This is a genomic window from Synechococcus sp. MIT S1220 (assembly GCF_047303025.1).
GTDB lineage: Bacteria > Cyanobacteriota > Cyanobacteriia > PCC-6307 > Cyanobiaceae > Parasynechococcus.
Window position 1 is genome coordinate 1,526,678 of sequence record NZ_CP138939.1, and the last position, 16,862, is coordinate 1,543,539.

A 16,862-nucleotide genomic window follows, 5' to 3' on the forward strand; every position below is an offset into this window, starting at 1 on the left:
TTCTAGCTACTTCCGCTTTTCGACAGCATCTTGACAAGTCAGGATGAGACCGTCTAGACGGCCGGCGTTCAAACTGGCTTGACAAAAGCCTTTCAAGAAGGCCTTGACGGTGATGCCGTAATGTTCCCGGGTCGTTTGACGACCAACGCCAGCGGATGTGGCGGAATTGGTAGACGCGCTAGTTTCAGGTACTAGTGGTGGCAACATCGTGGGAGTTCAAGTCTCCCCATCCGCATCAATTGACAGCAATCATGCTCATTAATTTATTGAGAATGATTCGATGAACTTGTGGTTCAAAGCTTGGTACATAGTCTACAAACACTAGAGTTTACTTTTCATTTGTCTAGCAGTAAGGGCAGCAAGCAGCAGTTTTCTTTGATGACTGTGACTAATTAGATGTAAGCATTTTTACCAAATGAAAATTGAAAACGTAATTTCTTGCCGATTAGATTCTTAAGATTCAATCTTGTTTGATTGCAGTTAGGCCACAATTAATGGGTCTTCTGAAGTGAGGTTCCAACGCGAGAACTCATCAATCAAATCGCTGAGCTTCAAGCTCGCGTAGATCATCCCCAGCATTGGAGCTCCGGTGAGCACACTCAAAATGTTGAGAAGTTGAGACAGCTTTACTACGAGATCAGAAGGAGAACTGAAGAAGAAGAAAACGTTTAGCTTTGCCACGCCCTGATGGGTCAGGCGAAACTGCTTTTGACTGAAATCACTCTCAGATTTGACCGCAAAAACGTCATTTGTATTTTTGGTGGTTGAGAGTGAATCGAGCCACATCGTTTGAATGATTGATTTCCAACTCTCACCGCAAGAACTCGAAACTATTTCTGGTTCAAAAGAGTTTGACCCAAGGGTCCTAATGACGCCTGTTCCGCCTGATCAAATGGGACCATTTGGCCGTTTAGGCCCACTCCCCATCAATACGAATCGAGATAAGCAAATCAAACGACTGAGAAAGATTATTCGTCGACTCAGGAAACGGAACAAAGATTGAATACACTATCCAAGCACAAAGCTCTTAAAAAATTGTATATTCATTTTACTTGTGGTCATTAGGTTGATTAGTGTTTTCACAGGATTGACTTGTCCTATATCGCTTGTCAAACCCCCGTAACAATACAGTTGTCTCAATTGTCGCTTTAGTTGTGAAAGAGCAAGATTTCGCTCATTATCGAGCTATTCGCCAGAGAAAGAATCAAGCGAGAAAGTATACTCCTTGTCTACTGATATATGGTCTCTTGTAGATAATGCTGTTAATGGCAGATTACTCTGAAACGGATTCAATAGCGAAGCAGTGGGCAGTCTTTGAACACTTCTATTTCCCCAAAGTTTTTGGCTGCTTGCCTTATATTTTCGGGATTGGACACGGAATTCTCATAATTCTTCTGAAACGCTTGGACAATGTCCGTTGAAATTACGTCATTCAGATGTAGGTCGCACAACGTTGCACGAACGCCTTTCGCATAGGCGAGCTTGATTTCTTCAGAAGGTTCGTCATGAGCTTTGCCGTTCTGGGGCAAAGCGATCGAGAAGACTGTTGGCGCTCCTATAATAGCAAAAAACTTTGACTTTCATTGTTCTCTTGCTTAATTCCAATGATTGGTACTGTTGGTAATGGTTCAATCTTTGGAATTTTAGGGGTTGCAGCAACTAATTCAAGCCAACAGTTGATTTAAACGTTTAGTGCTCATCCAAACGGATGCAGCAAAATATCAACCAAACAAACATCTGTTGATTTGTTAATGACAGCAGAAGAGGTTTGTCGATTTAGCTTAAATGTGAAGCTGAGGGTTATGAGAATGTTTTAAGACGAATTGGACATGCAACACAATACAACAAGACGTTCAACTGTGGTGGCTCTAGTTCTTACACTATCAAGATGAAAGGATAGCTAACTGCTAATGCATTAGGCATGCTCCAAGCACAGGATGAACGTGGCTTATATAAGCGCAGTAACGACCCCACAGAGGCTCTCAGGAAGTTTTTGAGTTAGGTCGTCAAATCGTAATAAGTGTGATGAGAGGCCCATGAGACGTGATTTCTTTGTCATTAGAAAGGCCGTCGAAATTGTAATTCACATAACCTTTCGTTACCCATAAGAAGCATTGCCAAGCAACACAAATAATATCCTTTTCAATAAAAGGGGTGAATCATTTGTTCGATCGGAGTACTCAGAATGCCCTTTCCACTTGCCAATAACCATTTCTCTTCAACAGCATCTACTTCATCTATAATCAAGTTTTGCACCTAGACTCTGATTGCACGCAGCAATAGCCATATTCAAGCCAAGCCTCTGATATTCAAACAAGTAATTATTATTTTCAAGACCCAATTTTGAAATCATTTTACTAGAAAGTTCATTCAGAAATCTAGTAGTCATTGGACCTTCGCCTGGCAAAGTAACACCTTCCTCAGCCATAAGGCAAAACGACGAAAATAAGCCATTCGTTATTCCCAACTGCATACCCTGGCGAAAGTCACCCTTTGGCATTAAACGTTCTACATCCTCTTGAATCTCTTTTGGCAGCACAAGATCAGCCGAAACCTTAGAAGCTGCAAAGGTCACAACGGTGGTCACAAGAAGCCCGTTGAAAAGAATCGCCCACCTCATGATCGCAGAAAGCATTATTTCCTCTCAAAATAGCTCAACAAATGCCTGTAGGTAACGCGACAGCACTCCTGTCGTTCCGTTGTTTGCTTCAATTCAGTTGATGTGCTCATTTTACTTATTGAGATCTCCGAATATCTCGACGATCATTATAATGGATCTAAGATTTTTCCATTTGGGTGATGTCGTAAATTCAAATGGATTCATAGTAAATCGGTCAGTTGGGGTTATTACTTTTCCTGCTAACTGCTCGGTAGTTGTGACCCGAGTATCACAAGGTGGATTCAGGGGGCAGTGACGCGCTGATCCCTATTGTTTATTAAGTGAGTTCAGGAATAAGCCGCGAACCCTGAGTCCTTACAGAAGCAATCAGATCTGTGGCTGATCTTTATTTTTATTTATTTTTTGATCTCAATGTCAGGAAAAAAGAATCTATTTTAAGAGAAAGTCTATATTCTTTTTTCGCCTAGGATTGAAAAGGAACCTTTTGGATAATGTTGTCAGTCCATTGAATGTTCCAAAATGGATCAAAGGTTGTTGGGTTTGAGGATTTCCTGATCACAATTGTAAGTCTATTGCCCTCTTTTAAGATGCGTATTTTATGATGTTGTTTCGGAAATCATCGGGTGTTTGGTATCGGATATGACGCTTTTGCCTTTTTGCTTGGTTTAACCTTTAGATAATGATGTCGTGTAGTGTTTGGCCTGCGATGACAAGTTTCTGGAGTTTAGAGCGGTGCGTATCAATATTTACCATAAGTTGTTGGATGTTTGCGCGAAAAAAGCCTGTCTGCATTAAGTTGATCAAAAATCAATTATGAGCTTAAATTTATCTAGATATTATTATCTTAAGAATTTGGCGCGGCAAGCCTCCGATCCCCGTGTGAGTGATTTTTTGCTGTGCAAAGCTCAAGAGCTTCTTGACTTGGATTATTCCTCTCTGAAAAATCAGGTTCCCATAACCAATAAGTTCATCGGTCATGTCCAAAGAGGGACTTTGTAATTAGGGCTGTTTTGGCTCGGGGGTTGATCCCCACAGTCGAGCTGTAATCGTGATTGTTGGAGATCAAGTGTCTAGTAATTGGTGGATGGCTCAGGTTGTTGTGTGTAAAGGTAGTGCGAGCAACACGAAACCCCCATTCCACCTGCTGGTGACTGATCTTGATTCCGGGTTCACCCGTTGGATCAAGATCGATGAGGTCTCGGATGTGATGTGGTCGATGGATGCATGGCCTTCAACAGCCTTATTAGAAAGGCATGAGCACTATCGAGATGGCGTCTAGTCGGTCATCCAATTGAAGGAACTGTTTGGGTTGGTTGGTGGGCTGACAAGACAATCAACGTTTCAGGATGGAAAGAGATGGTGGCTAACACATATAAAAGTTTTTTAAATAACAAGTTTTCACTATGAATTTAAATCGAATCATTTGTTGATGTGTCCCTGAGGCGAGCTGCTTGTTGTTGGTTTGAAAGTGGGTTGGTCGGTGGTGGTGTGAAGGTGGTGTCGTTCGTCAAAATGATCAAGATAATTCGTTAAGAAGGCTGATCTCTTTCTCGGAGGCATCGGTCGGATTTGCATCTTGACCCTCTTTGGTGGCTGTTCGTTATTGTTCATGCTGCTTAATTTGATTTGCTCTTGCTCTTATCAGTATGACTGAATAATGGGGCATCAATCGTTGAAGCCAATCTTTGCTTTTTCTTGATTCATAAGTAACGACCATGCTTTGGATTGTCTAGATTTTGAGCCCTGTTACAAACCCTACAACCACCCATGATTCAGATCATCGGCTGGAGCAATGATTCCGGAGATGGTGTGTACATTGGGTGAAAACACTTCTCTCTCGCGTTTTCACCCATGACCAATCACTTTGAACTTGATGTCGTACAGCTTGAAACCATCTCTGGTGGCGCGGCTGAACACAATGGCGTCTGCATTGACCCCCTGGTGCTGATGTGGAAGTTACAAAATCCTGGCAGAGTACTTCAAAAATGGCTTGCTGGGATGACTGATTCGTCTTCAAAGTTCTGAACCTTTCCTTCATCACATTCACACATACATATACACAAACAACCAATGAACAACTCTGAACTCTCCACCGAACAACTTGAAACCTGCACCGGTGGAGCTACCTGGATGATTCCTGCCGGCTATATCATTGCCAAGGAGGGAACGAAGGCGATCTGCTTCTACAAGGAACTCGCTAAGAATCTCTCAGATGGCAAATGTGTAGGTGCTGCAGTTGTTGCGGCTGGCCATAGCTCAGGAACGATCGAAAAAGACTGAATCGGCCAGTTGCTCAAGAGAACTCCAGTCGTTTTTGGCGGAGTTCTCCGTTTGCTCTTTGATATTGATCATGCCGTGAATTGATCAACAGATGTCTATGTCATTCAGGCAACTGTTGAGTTTTAGGGGCCCTTTGTCTTCATGGGCACAGTTTGACTTCGTATCTTTATCGGCCATGGAGTCGTTGTCATGGGAGTTCAGCTCTCCCCATCCGCACTATCTTATGGGTTGTGAGTCAGCCACAAGCGCATGATTGTTCTGAAGATCACGAATGCTTCCGAGGTGGTGGCGTCTAAGGTCGGAAAGTTTATTGAGCGCCTTACACCTGATTCGATGGATGATGCCGCGGTTGAGGATCAGGTGATAAAAAAATTGGTTGAAAATCTTGCGACTGAGGGGCTGAAAGGTGAAATTGCCGCAATTCGCGGAATCGACCTCCATCCTGATGAGCTGCTGATCAACGAGGGCATGAAGGTTCGGCGTCACGAGAGCTTCTGACTTTTATTTCCCAGCAATGAGTTGTAGGACAGTGTGATCCCACCACTGATTACGAGCCGCCGTAACCCCCTGGTGAAGCGGCTGAAACGACTTGGGACTCGCGAAGGCCGCGTTCAAGAAGGATTGTTGATCCTGGAAGGCACCCATTTGCTTCAGGAGGTGCTAACCCATCGATCCGCAGTTGTTGAACTGATCGCTACCCCGGCCTGGGTTGATCGCCATGGCGAGCTGTTTGGGCAGCTTCCCGATCCCCTGCCCATTCACTTGGTCTCCCAAGACGTTCTGGCCGCATCACTCAGCACCGTCACACCTGATGGGGTGGCCTGTCTTGTTCCATTGGCAGCGCTTCCGAAGCCGCCGTCGAGTTGTGATTTCCTCCTGGTCCTGGATCGGATTCAGGACCCCGGCAATCTCGGCACACTTCTGCGCACCGCTCTGGCCGCTGATGTGCAGAGCGTTTGGTTGGGATCCGGAGCGGACCCCCTTGCCTCCAAGGTGCTTCGGGCCTCAGCGGGTGCACTGTTGCAGCTCCACCACAGACGGTTTGGACCGGAGGAAAGGTCCGCTGTCGTTCAGCTGGAGGCAAAGATGAAGGAGATGGCCGTTGCAGGGATGCAGGTGGTCGCCAGCCTGGTTCCGGATGCTGATCGTCAACTGCAAGCCATTCCCTACTGGGAGCTCGACTGGACAAAGCCGACGGCGCTTGTGCTTGGAACAGAGGGCGCTGGTCTTCATCCCACCCTTCAGCATTGCTGCACGACTGCAGTCACCCTTCCGCACAGTTCCAGGATCGAGTCGCTGAATGTCGCTGCTGCGGCCGTGCCACTGCTTCTGGAACGACGAAGGGCGACAATGACCGCCACATCGCAGCAGTCCGGGTGAGCGACGCCAGTTTCGACTTCGACGTCATCGTCATCGGCGCCGGCTACGGCGGTTTTGATGCCGCTAAGCACGCTGCTGAGCATGGCTTGAAGACGGCGATCATCGAGTCGCGCGATATGGGCGGGACCTGTGTGAATCGCGGCTGCGTGCCCTCCAAAGCCCTTTTGGCTGCCAGCGGAAAGGTGCGCGAGCTTGCTGACGACAAGCATCTGTCCAGTTTTGGAATTCATGCAGCACCGGTGCGGTTTGAGCGGCAGAAGATCGCCGATCATGCGAATCAACTGGTGCAGACGATTCGATCCAATCTCACCAAAACGCTGGAACGGGCTGGCGTGACCATCCTCCGTGGCCATGGACGGCTCGAGGGAAGCCAGCGCGTTGGCTTGCGTGAGTCGAGCGGTGTGGATCGCGTGATGAAAGCAAGGGACGTGATCATCGCCACAGGCTCCGATCCTTTTGTGCCACCGGGCATTGAAACCGATGGCCGCACCGTGTTCACGAGCGATGAGGCAATCAATCTGGAGTGGCTGCCTCGATGGATCGCGATTATCGGCAGCGGTTACATCGGTCTGGAGTTCGCAGATGTCTACACCGCACTCGGTTGTGAGGTGACGATGATCGAGGCGCTGGATCGGGTCATGCCCACCTTTGATCAAGACATCACAAAGATTGCTCGCCGCAATCTGATTGATGGGCGGGATATCGATGCTCGAGCCGGGGTTCTCGCTCGAAAGGTCACCCCTGGCTGCCCAGTGCAGATCGAGTTGGCGGATTTCAGCAGTCGTGAATTTGTGGAAACCCTTGAGGTGGATGCCGTACTCGTGGCCACAGGCCGCGTGCCAAGCAGCAAAGGGCTGAATTTGGAAGCTTTGAACGTTGAAACCAACCGCGGCTTCGTGCCGATTGACGATGGCATGCGGGTGCTGGTTGATGGGAACCCCGTGCCTCATCTCTGGGCTGTCGGCGATGTGACCGGCAAATTGATGCTGGCCCATACCGCTGCAGCACAAGGATCTGTCGCCGTTGACAACATCCTTGGCCATGAACGACAGATCGACTACCGCAGCATCCCCGCTGCCACCTTCACTCATCCTGAAATTAGCTCCGTGGGGCTGACCGAGGCCGATGCCAAGGAGCTCGCCTCCAGGGAGGGTTTCCAGCTTGGATCCGTACGCAGTTATTTCAAAGCCAACTCCAAGGCTCTTGCTGAGCTTGAGAGTGATGGCCTCATGAAGCTCCTGTTCAACAAGGCCAGTGGTGAAGTGCTCGGTGCCCATATCTATGGCCTGCATGCTGCCGATCTGATTCAGGAGGTGGCCAATGCTGTGGCGCGCCGGCAGAGCGTGCGCGAGCTCTCCACTGAAGTCCACACCCATCCGACCCTCAGCGAAGTCGTCGAGGTTGCCTACAAGCAGGCCGCATCCCAGCTGGCGGCCTAACTGAATTCACCGCTGCCTTTCCTCGTCCCCCCCCCCACCATCAGCTCCCATGGAGATCCGCCGTCGTCCCCCGAATCCAAAGGTGCGCGTCGCCCATCTGGAATATGCCGTTCCCCACGACGATGAGGAGCCCCGTCACATTCTCGAGAAGATTGTCTGGGTGAAGGATCGTGAGGTTGAGGCGGCCCGGTCGAAGGTGCCGCTTGAAACGCTGAAAAAACAGATTGCCAATCTTCCCCCCACCCGGGACTTTCGAACGGCCCTCACGGCAGCTCAACGAAAGCCCGCGGTGATTGCTGAGGTCAAGAAGGCCAGTCCCAGCAAGGGTGTGATCCGAGAGGATTTCGATCCGGTGACGATCGCTGAGGCTTACGCGGCCGGTGGAGCCAGTTGTCTCTCCGTGTTGACCGACAGAACTTTTTTTCAAGGGGGATTTGAGGTTCTCGTAGAGGTGCGTAAGGCGGTTGATCTGCCCCTGCTTTGCAAGGAATTCATCCTGAGCCCGTACCAGCTCTATCAGGCGCGCGCTGCGGGAGCAGATGCTGTTCTGTTGATTGCAGCGATCCTGAGCGATCAGGATCTTCGTTATCTGAACAAAGCCGCGGCCACGCTTGGTCTTCATGTTCTCGTTGAAGTCCATGATGCAGAGGAGATGAAACGGGTTCTCACCGTTGGAGGATTTCCTCTGATCGGAATTAACAACCGTGACCTCACAACCTTCGAAACCGATCTCTCCACCACCGAGCGGTTGATGGCCGATTTTGCCGATCAACTTCGGACCGAAAACGTTGTGCTGGTGAGTGAATCAGGATTGTTCTCCCGGCCTGATTTGGATCGGGTTGGAGAGGCTGGTGCGGCTGCAGTTCTGGTCGGCGAAGCCTTGATGCGTCAGGACGATGTGGAGGAGGGACTCAAGGTCCTGATCTCCGGTTCCCCTTAGATGACAATCAGCACATCGGTCTGCATTGTTGAGTATCCTCAATAGTCCGTATGCTTCGCACCGGCGCTTGCCCGGACTGTCAAGTGGTCGTCCACAATTGTCGTCTGCACTGAAATAAAATGCTGATCAGCGTTCTTACAGGCTTTGCAGCCGGTGCGGTGCACGTTGTTTCGGGCGCTGATCATCTTGTCGCAATTGCGCCGCTGTCGCTTCAGCGCCCATTGACTGCTATGAGATCTGGCCTGGCCTGGGGTGGCGGTCACTCAGCCGGGGTCGTGGTGTTGGGTCTTGCAGGTGTTCTGTTCAAGGACATGGTGCATTTAGAGAACATGTCCGCCTGGGCGGAGTTCATTGTGGGTGTCACGTTGCTTGTGGTGGGTTCCCTCGCCATTCGCACCGCCTTCGGCCTGGAGTTGCACACCCATGAGCACCGGCATCCCGACCGTGCGATCCATCGCCACCTGCACCTGCATGTGCGTGGGCAGAGCGAGCATCGCCGTCATGCCCATGCCGCATCGGGCCTGGGTCTCCTGCATGGACTGGCTGGAGCCAGCCACCTGTTGGCAGTCATTCCCGCTCTCGCCCTGCCCACCCATGGCGCCGTTCTGTATCTGATCGCTTACCTGTGTGGTTCAGTCGCAGCAATGCTTGCGGTCGTCTGTCTGATCTCACTTCTCACGATTCGCAGCGGTGCGCGCCTGCTCCCTTGGCTGGTGGGACTGACCGGAGGACTGTCCATCGTCACCGGAGCGATCTGGCTGCATCGAACCTCAGCCGCTGTGTTCTGAACGGCTGTGATGCGAACAGCCTTGTGCGGACCTCTCCTCCAGCTGCGGTTGACGAATCACTTTGGTTACCGCGCCGATCAGAAAGCCTCTGGCAATCGGTCCCAGCTGGCGGCTGTCCGTGCTGTGGTCTGGTTGGTCGCCAAGTAGAACCATCGATCCATGGTCATCAACGTCGACCAACCTCTTGATCAGGCGTTGGCCGGGTCGGTGGGGGTGTTGTGCGACGACAATGGATCCTTGTTCCGGTAGAGCTGTGCTGGTCTGGTGTGGCCTCAGCAGCACGCGGTCACCGGGAGACAAAGTTGGCCACATCGAGCGACCTTCGACGCGCATCAGCCGCAGTCGACCACAAAAAATCAGCAGCAAGTCGTTAAAACCTGCTGCTGGAAGGGGTGGATGAGTGGGGAGGTTTTCAGGATGCGGTGACCCAGGAGTCGGAGCGACCCTTCGACTGCCAGAACATCCCATGAATCTTTTCAACGGCGGCCATGAGCTCTTCAGCCTTGCCTTGATCGATGTTGACCTTGCAGGCCGAGCAGAGTTTGGTTGCTTTCCAAAAGGTTTCGTGGAGATCAGGGAAGGTTGCCAGATGTTCTGGCTTGAAATAATCCGTCCAGAGGATCAGAAGTTCCTTCTTGGTCTTCTGAGCCTCTTCTTCCTTGATCGCGACAAAGCGGCCAAAGGTGTTGTTGTAGGTAGCAAGTGCGGCTGCATCACCAGCAGCAGGAGCTTCCAGAGCCTTCAGTTTTTTGGTCATTGAGAGAACCGCTTCAGCCGCTACACGGGCGGAAGCGGGGTCATAAACGCCACAGGGTCCATCGCAGTGAGCCTCTACCACTTGGGCGGGCAGGGTGCGGAACAGGGCTGAGAGTGCCGAGCGCAGCATCGGGAAGCGATCAATAAAGCGTGATATGAGCCTAACTGCGGATCACTTCCGCACGTCGAGCAGCTCGACCTCAAAAATCAGGGTGGCGTTTGGAGGGATCACGCCTCCGGCACCACGGCTTCCATAGGCCAGATCAGGGGGGATCACGAGTTTGCGTTTCCCTCCCACCTTCATGCCGGCCACGCCTTCGTCCCACCCTTTGATCACGCGGCCTGCGCCGAGCGGAAAGCTGAAGGGACCGCGTCCATAGCTGCTGTCAAATTCCCGTCCGTCCTCAAGGGTTCCGCGGTAGTTCACGACAACAACCTGCCCGGAACTGGCGACGGCTCCATCACCGATCTCAAGTTCGGTGATCCGAAGACCACTGGCGGTGAGCTCAGTCTCAGAGGATTCGATCGGACCGCCCAGGCCAGATGCATCGGCGATTTTGTCGTTGGGAGCCATGGCAAAGAGTGTTGGATTGGGATCGTCGGGATCCAGTTCCAGAGTGCTGGGAACGCGGGAGACCGGTGCGGGTTGTTCAAGAGCTGCAGGTGCAGCCTGCTGTGCCAGGGCTGGTTCAGCCAGGACGGTTGATGGGGCGATCAGCTGGCTAACCAAGGCCAGAAGCAGGCAGGCCACGCAGACCGCGGAGCTGATCAAGATGTCGCGCACGGCGTGGATCACAACTCGCGTGATTCTGACCGCCGAAGTTGCTGCTCGAGCCGATCGATCCGTCCGCGGAGTTCATCAACCTCCTTCTGACTGGCTAGGCCGAGATCCTGGAGGAGATGGTCGCGATTCCGAGCAATGTTTCGTTCCATCTGTTCCTCCAGCCCAGGTGTCTCTCCACGCAGTGCCTTGAGCACGTCATCGACCAGGGCAGAGGCCTGATTCGGATCAAGACGACCACTGCTGACCCAGTCCTGGGTGACGCCGCGCAGGCGATCGGCAACGAGGGTCGTGGTGCCGAGACCGCGCAGTAAAAGCTGCTGAAGGGGATTGCCGGCGTCCATCGGGAAGATGCTGGTGGCTGGGCATTCAGGATGCCCCTGCATCCATCTGCTGGCCATGGGTGATCGTCGATCTCAACCGTTGCTGCGAGCGGCCATTGGTGGCCTGCTTGCGGGGTTTGCCCCCGCTGCCGCCGGACCGTGGTTGATGCTGCCGGCGCTTGCCCTGCTCTGGTCTGTGGTCGATCGACAGCGCCTGGCGGCTGGATGGGGACTGATTGCTGTACTAATCAGCCATCGCTGGCTCCTGGCCTTGCATCCGCTCACCTGGATGGGAGTTCCTGCCCCCTTGAGCTTGCCGATTGCAATTGCAATCTGGTTGTTCTGTGGAGTGTGCGCCGCGCTGCTTCTTTGCTGTTGGTCGTTTTTGGCGAAGCGTCTGCTGCGTTGGCGCCCGATCAGACTCAACCATGGCGGTGCCTTCTGGTGCGTGTCCGTTTTGGCCTGCCTCTGGGGGTTGGTGGAAGTCTGGCTATCAGCTGGACCGCTGTTCTGGATTGGTGTGGGAGGGAGTGCGATGCCGGCTGATCCTGCCTTGGCTGGGCTCGCTGGTTGGATCGGTGCAGGCGGCCTTGCCGCCGTTCAGTTGATCCTTGGCTGGGGACTGTGGGCGGCAGTCACAGGACGCCGGTTCCTCCCATGGGCGGGGGTGACCGTCACGAGCCTTGTCCTTTTGCATGGACTCGGAGCCGCGTCACTTCTTTCGATGCGGGAGTCCAGCGACTCGTTGGCTTTGGCGGCCTGGCAATCGGCCATCCCGACACGTGAAAAGTTCAACCCTGAACGACAGCGGCGATTGCCAGCTTTGATCAGGGATGCCCTGCTGCAAGCGGAGGCCATGGACGCGGAGGCGCTCGTGGTCCCGGAGGGAACCCTGCCGTCCCAGGGTGGCTTGGACATGCCTGCGCATGGCATTCCTCTGCTGGGTGGCGGTTTTCGCTGGGTCAGGGGTGAGCAGCGAAGCAGCCTGCTGCTGCGCGCTTCAACGGGAGGCGGTGACGCCGTGCTTCTTGATAAACACCGGCTGGTTCCTCTTGGAGAAGCGCTACCAACACTGCCGCTGGGCATGTTCTCGGGCCTTTCTGCTGTTGGTGGTCTTCACCCGGGTCTGCCCTCACGCTTCTTTGATGGGTTTGATCCACCCGGAGGCGCGGCGATCTGTTATGAGATCAGTGATGGAAGCGCTCTGGCTGCAGCGACCGCTTCAGGTGCCCGCTGGCTGCTGGCGATTGCCAATCTCGATCCCTATCCCATCCTGCTTCAGGATCAGTTCCTCGCCCTTGCCCAGCTCCGAGCGATCGAAACAGGGCGGGATCTTCTGAGTGTGGCCAATACAGGTCCTACGGCCATGATCCGGGGTGATTCCCGTGTGGAGCTTCTTCTGGCACCTGAGCTGGGCGGGGTGGCCCGTGCCGAGGTTCAACTGCGCTCGGAACAGACCTTTTACGTGCGATGGCGGGAGGGTCCCTTACTGGCTGCGCTCCTGATCGCGTTGATCGGCTGGAGTCGCCCGTTCTTGAGCTACGGAACGAATTCCAGTGCAGCCGAGGGCGGTGCGGGGAAATATCCAACAGGTGGAGATGGATGACGGGCCGATTAAAGAGTCTTGTCAGGTCTGCCGACGATCACCACCGTGTGATCCTGTCTTCAGGATCCGCCTGGATGTCACGGTCTGTCTGAGCGGCTGATCAGGCCGCCTCCGAGAACGACGTCACCTCGATAAAACACGGCTGCTTGCCCCGGTGTGATCGAGAACTGTTCCTCAGCAAAGTCGAGACGACAGCGATAGGGACGACCACGTTGACTGTCGTCATCCTGCGCTGTCTGCGGTGTCAGACGAGCGGCCACCGGCAGACTTCGATAACGCACTTGAACCTCCACGTCGACGGCGTGTGCGGGTGGATCAACGGAGACCCAGTTCACTGCTCCCACTTCACAACTGGAACGACCGGCATCGGCACGGGGCGCGACGACGACTCTGTTCATCGCCGCATCCAGCCGGATTACGTGCAGCGGTTCTCTCCAGGCCACACCAAGCCCGCGACGCTGGCCGATGGTGAAATGTTCGATCCCATCGTGCTCTCCAAGCACCGTTCCATCGGCGAGGACGATTTCTCCCTGTCGAGGTGGCAGATAGGTGTCGAGGAAGGCGCGCATGGAGCCGTGATGCTCGGCGAGGCAGAGATCCTGACTTTCAGGTTTGCTTGCCGTTCGCAATCCATGGCGTGCGGCTTCCTTGCGGGTGTCCGGTTTGGTCAGTTCTCCCAGGGGAAAGACGATGCGGCCGAGCACTTGCTGCGGCAGGTCATACAAGAAATAACTCTGGTCCTTGTGGGTATCAAGACCTCGCAGCAGCTGGTGCCGGCCGTCGCTCCCGCCGTGGCGGATCCGTGCGTAGTGCCCTGTGGCGATCCGCGGCAGATCTCGTTCATGCATGGCCCAATCGAGCATTGGTCCGAACTTCACGGATCGATTGCACTGGGAGCAGGGCAGTGGCGTGATGCCATGGCGATACCCCTCTACCAGTCGCTGAACAATTTCTTTCTGAAATGTCTCACGGGTGTCCACCACGTGGTGGGCGATGCCGAGTTGCTCGCAGATTGCTGCTGCGTCAACCAGGCCTTCCGCACAGCAGGACCCTTTCCCACTCATCAACCAGAGGGTCAGCCCTTCCACCCTCCAGCCGGCCTCCACCAGCAGGGCGGCTGTCAGGGAGCTGTCCACGCCTCCGGACAGACCGACGGCGACGCTGTGTTCTCCGGGCCACTGCCGAAGCCGCTCAAGCGCTGCATTGCCGGCAGGTGTGACGGTCAGGCCCGGATCCATTGGCACTGGGGGTTGACCTTTCCATAGTGAGGTTCCGTGGAGCGTTCTGTTGGGTTGGCCCTCTGCTGATCCCGATCACCTGCTGGTGAAGGCAGCGCAGATCCAGGCTCTCGAGGAGGGCCTGTTCAGGAGTGGACTGCCTCAAGCAGCCCTGATGGAGAAGGTCGGTCTGGCTATGGCCGATCGGCTTTTGGCTAGGCCTGAGTTGTTGCGTCCTGGGGTGGTGGTGCTGGTTGGACCCGGCCACAACGGAGGGGATGGTCTTGTGGTGGCTCGAACCCTCCATGCCGCAGGTGTGTCTGTTGCGATCTGGTGCCCGTTGCCGGTGCGCAAGGAGCTCACGCAGGCCCATCTTCGTCACGTCCTCTGGCTTGGGGTCCCGCAGTTGCAGGAGAGCCCGGATCCGTCAGTTGAGGATCTGTGGGTGGATGCACTCTTCGGCCTGGGGCAGAGGCGTCCGCTTCCTGATGCTCTGGCTGCGCTTTTCGAGGCCAGAGATGCGGCTCAACCGGGACGTCTGGTGAGCCTCGATGTCCCGTCAGGGCTCTGTTCTGATACTGGCCGCCCCCTTGCTGGACGTGCGGCCCGTGCGGTCTTGACCCTGTGTGTGGGGCTGCTGAAGCGAGGTCTGTTGCTGGATCCTGCCCTCCCCCACATCGGACATCTGGAACGCATTGATCTCGGATTGGCACACCATCAGCTTCGAGATCTGCCTCGCGAGCAACCCCTTTGTGTCGGCCCGGATGATCTGGCCAGCCTTCCGAGTCCAGCGCTGTCCGTCATATCCATGAAATATGAACGCGGCCGGACCTTGATCGTGGCCGGCAGTGATCGTTATCGAGGAGCGGCTGCCCTGGCACTTCGCGGTGCCCTGGCTTCCGGCTGCGGCAGTCTGAAGGCGGTGGTGCCTCAGGTCATCGAGCAGAGCCTCTGGCAACAGATGCCCGAGGTGGTCTGCATCGAGGGATCCGCAGACCTGGGTTTTCAACGCTTGGATTCAGTCCTTTTCGGTCCTGGCCTCGGCAGGGACCCAGCGATCTGGGATCAGTGGTCAGATCCCTTGCAGCAGTTCGATGGTCTGCTGGTGATCGATGCCGATGGGCTCAATCTGCTGGCTGCCAGCCCCGACAGCCGGGCCTGGTTGCTGTCGCGTTCAGGACCAACTTGGTTGACGCCCCATCGTGCTGAATTCAGGCGTTTGTTCGGCGAAGGGGGAGCTGATGCCCTGAATGAAGCGCAAACTGCTGCCCGTTCAAGCGGATGCACGGTTCTGTTGAAGGGTGCTCACACCGTCGTGGCCGATTCGCAGACCGGACCGCTCTTGCTGCGCGGAACCTGCAGCTATGCGGCACGAACGGGCTTCGGTGATCTACTGGCCGGATTTGCAACTGGTTGGGGCGCTATGGCTCGGGCCGCTGGTCAGGCTGCAAGCGGTGAAACGTTGGCAGCGGCTGCCCTGCTCCATGCGGTTTCGGCTTGCCGGAGCCCCTCAAGCTCGGCAGGTGCAATCGCCAAATGTCTTGAAGAGCTGGCTTTGCAGTGTCAAAAAAATCAATCTTGATGAGTAAATCAACATGAGCGATCGAAAGATTTGCCTCATGTTTCCGTGAATTTGTATGTCTTGGCCCTCATCGGGACGCGGTTTTCGAATCAACGGAAATCGCAAATGTTTCGATTTGCTCGTTGGAATCTGAAAGGTTGTTGAAGTCACTCCGCTTTTCTTTCTGTTCGTAAGAAAGTCCTCTCACAAAACGAGCGTTTCCATGGTCTCCACCGCTCCGAAACCTCTGGATGCCCAGCGCAGGCGAAGTAGCGACCCTGTTAGCTGGTATCTGGCCACCATTGGTCGCATTCCTCTTCTCACTCCGGCTGAGGAGATCGAACTTGGGAATCAGGTTCAGGCGATGATGCAGCTGACCGAAGACGGTTCGCGCACCTTCGACGACACCGAATTGACCGGCAAGAATCGTCGCATCATTCGAATCGGGCGTCGGGCGAAAGAACGGATGATGAAGGCAAATCTCAGATTGGTTGTCAGTGTCGCGAAGAAATACCAGGGCAAAGGACTTGAACTGCTTGACCTGATTCAGGAAGGTTCACTAGGCCTCGAACGGGCGGTCGAAAAATTTGATCCAACACGGGGTTACAAATTCTCCACTTATGCCTTCTGGTGGATTCGTCAAAGCATGACCCGTGCCATCGCCTGTCAGTCGAGAACCATTCGCCTTCCGGTCCACCTCAGCGAACGGCTGACAACAATCCGCAAAGTGAGCCTTGACTTGGCCCACAAGCTTGGTGCGATGCCCAGCAGGGTTGAGATTGCCGAGGCGATGGATATTCCCCTTGACGAGCTGGATTCATTGTTGCGCCAGGCTCTGACGACCAGCAGTCTCGATGCTCCTGTCAATGGGGAAGAGGGCCGAAGCTTCCTGGGTGATCTGATCGCCGATTCCTCCCTCGAAGAGCCTCTCGACATCGTCGAACAACGGATTCACCATGAGCAACTTGGTCGTTGGCTTAGCCATCTGAGCGATCAGGAACAACATGTCCTAAGGCTCCGTTTCGGCCTCGAGGGCAATGAGCGCCATACTCTTGCTGAAATCGGTCGCCTGATGGAGGTGTCCAGGGAGCGTGTCCGTCAGGTTGAGCTGAAGGCGCTCCGCAAATTACGGAATCTCACGCGGAGACTGCCCAGTGGAATCTGAGCTTTC

19 protein-coding genes and 1 tRNA gene are annotated in these 16,862 nt (G+C 54.1%); 12 read left to right on the plus strand and 8 right to left on the minus strand.

Annotated features, from left to right (window positions below; all coding sequences use genetic code 11):
- Positions 1-151 precede the first annotated feature (151 nt).
- Positions 152-235, plus strand: a tRNA-Leu gene (locus SIB64_RS07565).
- A gap of 245 nt (positions 236-480) precedes the next feature.
- Here SIB64_RS07565 and SIB64_RS07570 read toward each other — a convergent pair.
- From SIB64_RS07570 to SIB64_RS07580, 3 genes are all read right to left on the minus strand, one after another.
- Positions 481-786 (minus strand): hypothetical protein, encoded by a 306-nt coding sequence (locus SIB64_RS07570; RefSeq protein WP_413442627.1) that lies wholly within the window; start codon positions 784-786, stop codon positions 481-483.
- A gap of 503 nt (positions 787-1,289) precedes the next feature.
- Entirely contained in the window at positions 1,290-1,529 is a 240-nt protein-coding gene (locus SIB64_RS07575; RefSeq protein WP_413442628.1) for a hypothetical protein, read from the minus strand.
- A 704-nt stretch (positions 1,530-2,233) separates the two neighbouring features.
- Complete coding sequence (locus SIB64_RS07580; protein ID WP_413442629.1) at positions 2,234-2,635, minus strand: hypothetical protein; 402 nt, start codon at positions 2,633-2,635, stop codon at positions 2,234-2,236.
- Between the two features lie 1,033 nt (positions 2,636-3,668).
- On the opposite strand from SIB64_RS07580, the gene SIB64_RS07585 reads away from it, so the two are divergent.
- The 8 genes from SIB64_RS07585 (at position 3,669) to SIB64_RS07620 (ending at position 9,447) form a co-directional block, all read left to right on the plus strand.
- The gene (locus tag SIB64_RS07585) at positions 3,669-3,899 is read left to right on the plus strand and encodes a hypothetical protein (RefSeq protein ID WP_413442630.1); all 231 of its coding nucleotides are present in this window, start codon (positions 3,669-3,671) and stop codon (positions 3,897-3,899) included.
- A gap of 572 nt (positions 3,900-4,471) precedes the next feature.
- The gene (locus SIB64_RS07590) at positions 4,472-4,645 is read left to right on the plus strand and encodes a hypothetical protein (protein WP_413442631.1); all 174 of its coding nucleotides are present in this window, start codon (positions 4,472-4,474) and stop codon (positions 4,643-4,645) included.
- A 45-nt stretch (positions 4,646-4,690) separates the two neighbouring features.
- A complete protein-coding gene (locus SIB64_RS07595; RefSeq protein WP_413442632.1) occupies positions 4,691-4,900 on the plus strand; it encodes a hypothetical protein in 210 nt (69 codons plus the stop codon).
- 249 nt (positions 4,901-5,149) lie between these two features.
- Positions 5,150-5,398 (plus strand): hypothetical protein, encoded by a 249-nt coding sequence (locus SIB64_RS07600; RefSeq protein ID WP_413442633.1) that lies wholly within the window; start codon positions 5,150-5,152, stop codon positions 5,396-5,398.
- Between the two features lie 33 nt (positions 5,399-5,431).
- Entirely contained in the window at positions 5,432-6,280 is an 849-nt protein-coding gene (locus SIB64_RS07605) for a TrmH family RNA methyltransferase (RefSeq protein WP_413442634.1), read from the plus strand.
- A complete protein-coding gene (lpdA, locus tag SIB64_RS07610) occupies positions 6,277-7,719 on the plus strand; it encodes a dihydrolipoyl dehydrogenase (protein ID WP_413442635.1) in 1,443 nt (480 codons plus the stop codon). The genes SIB64_RS07605 and lpdA overlap by 4 nt, the downstream gene beginning before the upstream one ends.
- 49 nt (positions 7,720-7,768) lie before the next feature.
- Positions 7,769-8,659, plus strand: a complete 891-nt coding sequence (trpC, locus tag SIB64_RS07615; RefSeq protein WP_413442636.1) for an indole-3-glycerol phosphate synthase TrpC — start codon at positions 7,769-7,771, stop codon at positions 8,657-8,659.
- Positions 8,660-8,778: 119 nt separating this feature from the next.
- The gene (locus SIB64_RS07620; protein ID WP_413442637.1) at positions 8,779-9,447 is read left to right on the plus strand and encodes a hydantoin utilization protein A; all 669 of its coding nucleotides are present in this window, start codon (positions 8,779-8,781) and stop codon (positions 9,445-9,447) included.
- Here SIB64_RS07620 and sodX read toward each other — a convergent pair.
- The 4 genes from sodX to SIB64_RS07640 are packed head-to-tail and all read right to left on the minus strand — an operon-like array spanning position 9,430 to position 11,328.
- Positions 9,430-9,813, minus strand: a complete 384-nt coding sequence (gene sodX / locus SIB64_RS07625) for a nickel-type superoxide dismutase maturation protease (RefSeq protein ID WP_413442638.1) — start codon at positions 9,811-9,813, stop codon at positions 9,430-9,432. The two genes, SIB64_RS07620 and sodX, sit on opposite strands and share 18 nt — an antisense overlap.
- 46 nt (positions 9,814-9,859) lie before the next feature.
- Positions 9,860-10,333, minus strand: a complete 474-nt coding sequence (sodN, locus tag SIB64_RS07630; protein WP_413442639.1) for a superoxide dismutase, Ni — start codon at positions 10,331-10,333, stop codon at positions 9,860-9,862.
- 42 nt (positions 10,334-10,375) lie between these two features.
- On the minus strand, positions 10,376-10,987 hold the full coding sequence (locus tag SIB64_RS07635; protein ID WP_413442640.1) for an FKBP-type peptidyl-prolyl cis-trans isomerase: 612 nt from the start codon (positions 10,985-10,987) through the stop codon (positions 10,376-10,378).
- 8 nt (positions 10,988-10,995) lie between these two features.
- On the minus strand, positions 10,996-11,328 hold the full coding sequence (locus SIB64_RS07640) for a phasin family protein (RefSeq protein ID WP_413442936.1): 333 nt from the start codon (positions 11,326-11,328) through the stop codon (positions 10,996-10,998).
- Between the two features lie 55 nt (positions 11,329-11,383).
- Between SIB64_RS07640 and SIB64_RS07645 the strand changes: the two genes are divergently transcribed.
- Positions 11,384-12,913 (plus strand): apolipoprotein N-acyltransferase, encoded by a 1,530-nt coding sequence (locus tag SIB64_RS07645; RefSeq protein ID WP_413442641.1) that lies wholly within the window; start codon positions 11,384-11,386, stop codon positions 12,911-12,913.
- A gap of 77 nt (positions 12,914-12,990) precedes the next feature.
- Here the strand turns inward: SIB64_RS07645 and mnmA are convergent, their stop codons facing one another.
- A complete protein-coding gene (gene mnmA, locus SIB64_RS07650) occupies positions 12,991-14,151 on the minus strand; it encodes a tRNA 2-thiouridine(34) synthase MnmA (protein WP_413442642.1) in 1,161 nt (386 codons plus the stop codon).
- Between the two features lie 49 nt (positions 14,152-14,200).
- On the opposite strand from mnmA, the gene SIB64_RS07655 reads away from it, so the two are divergent.
- Both SIB64_RS07655 and SIB64_RS07660 read left to right on the plus strand, forming a co-directional pair.
- Complete coding sequence (locus SIB64_RS07655) at positions 14,201-15,712, plus strand: NAD(P)H-hydrate dehydratase (RefSeq protein ID WP_413442643.1); 1,512 nt, start codon at positions 14,201-14,203, stop codon at positions 15,710-15,712.
- Positions 15,713-15,914: 202 nt separating this feature from the next.
- Positions 15,915-16,856: an RNA polymerase sigma factor, RpoD/SigA family gene (locus tag SIB64_RS07660; RefSeq protein ID WP_413442644.1), complete on the plus strand. Its 942-nt coding sequence runs from the start codon at positions 15,915-15,917 to the stop codon at positions 16,854-16,856.
- Positions 16,857-16,862: the final 6 nt, after the last annotated feature.

What these genes read in the sequence shown, in the direction of transcription:
- SIB64_RS07570 (WP_413442627.1), bottom strand. Translation starts at nt 786, where the DNA reads ATGTGGCTCGATTCACTCTCAACCACCAAAAATACAAATGACGTTTTT.
- SIB64_RS07580 (WP_413442629.1), bottom strand. Translation starts at nt 2,635, where the DNA reads ATGCTTTCTGCGATCATGAGGTGGGCGATTCTTTTCAACGGGCTTCTT.
- SIB64_RS07590 (WP_413442631.1), top strand. Translation starts at nt 4,472, where the DNA reads ATGACCAATCACTTTGAACTTGATGTCGTACAGCTTGAAACCATCTCT.
- SIB64_RS07595 (WP_413442632.1), top strand. Translation starts at nt 4,691, where the DNA reads ATGAACAACTCTGAACTCTCCACCGAACAACTTGAAACCTGCACCGGT.
- SIB64_RS07600 (WP_413442633.1), top strand. Translation starts at nt 5,150, where the DNA reads ATGATTGTTCTGAAGATCACGAATGCTTCCGAGGTGGTGGCGTCTAAG.
- trpC (WP_413442636.1), top strand. Translation starts at nt 7,769, where the DNA reads ATGGAGATCCGCCGTCGTCCCCCGAATCCAAAGGTGCGCGTCGCCCAT.
- SIB64_RS07620 (WP_413442637.1), top strand. Translation starts at nt 8,779, where the DNA reads ATGCTGATCAGCGTTCTTACAGGCTTTGCAGCCGGTGCGGTGCACGTT.
- sodN (WP_413442639.1), bottom strand. Translation starts at nt 10,333, where the DNA reads ATGCTGCGCTCGGCACTCTCAGCCCTGTTCCGCACCCTGCCCGCCCAA.
- SIB64_RS07640 (WP_413442936.1), bottom strand. Translation starts at nt 11,328, where the DNA reads ATGGACGCCGGCAATCCCCTTCAGCAGCTTTTACTGCGCGGTCTCGGC.
- SIB64_RS07645 (WP_413442641.1), top strand. Translation starts at nt 11,384, where the DNA reads ATGGGTGATCGTCGATCTCAACCGTTGCTGCGAGCGGCCATTGGTGGC.
- mnmA (WP_413442642.1), bottom strand. Translation starts at nt 14,151, where the DNA reads ATGGATCCGGGCCTGACCGTCACACCTGCCGGCAATGCAGCGCTTGAG.
- SIB64_RS07660 (WP_413442644.1), top strand. Translation starts at nt 15,915, where the DNA reads ATGGTCTCCACCGCTCCGAAACCTCTGGATGCCCAGCGCAGGCGAAGT.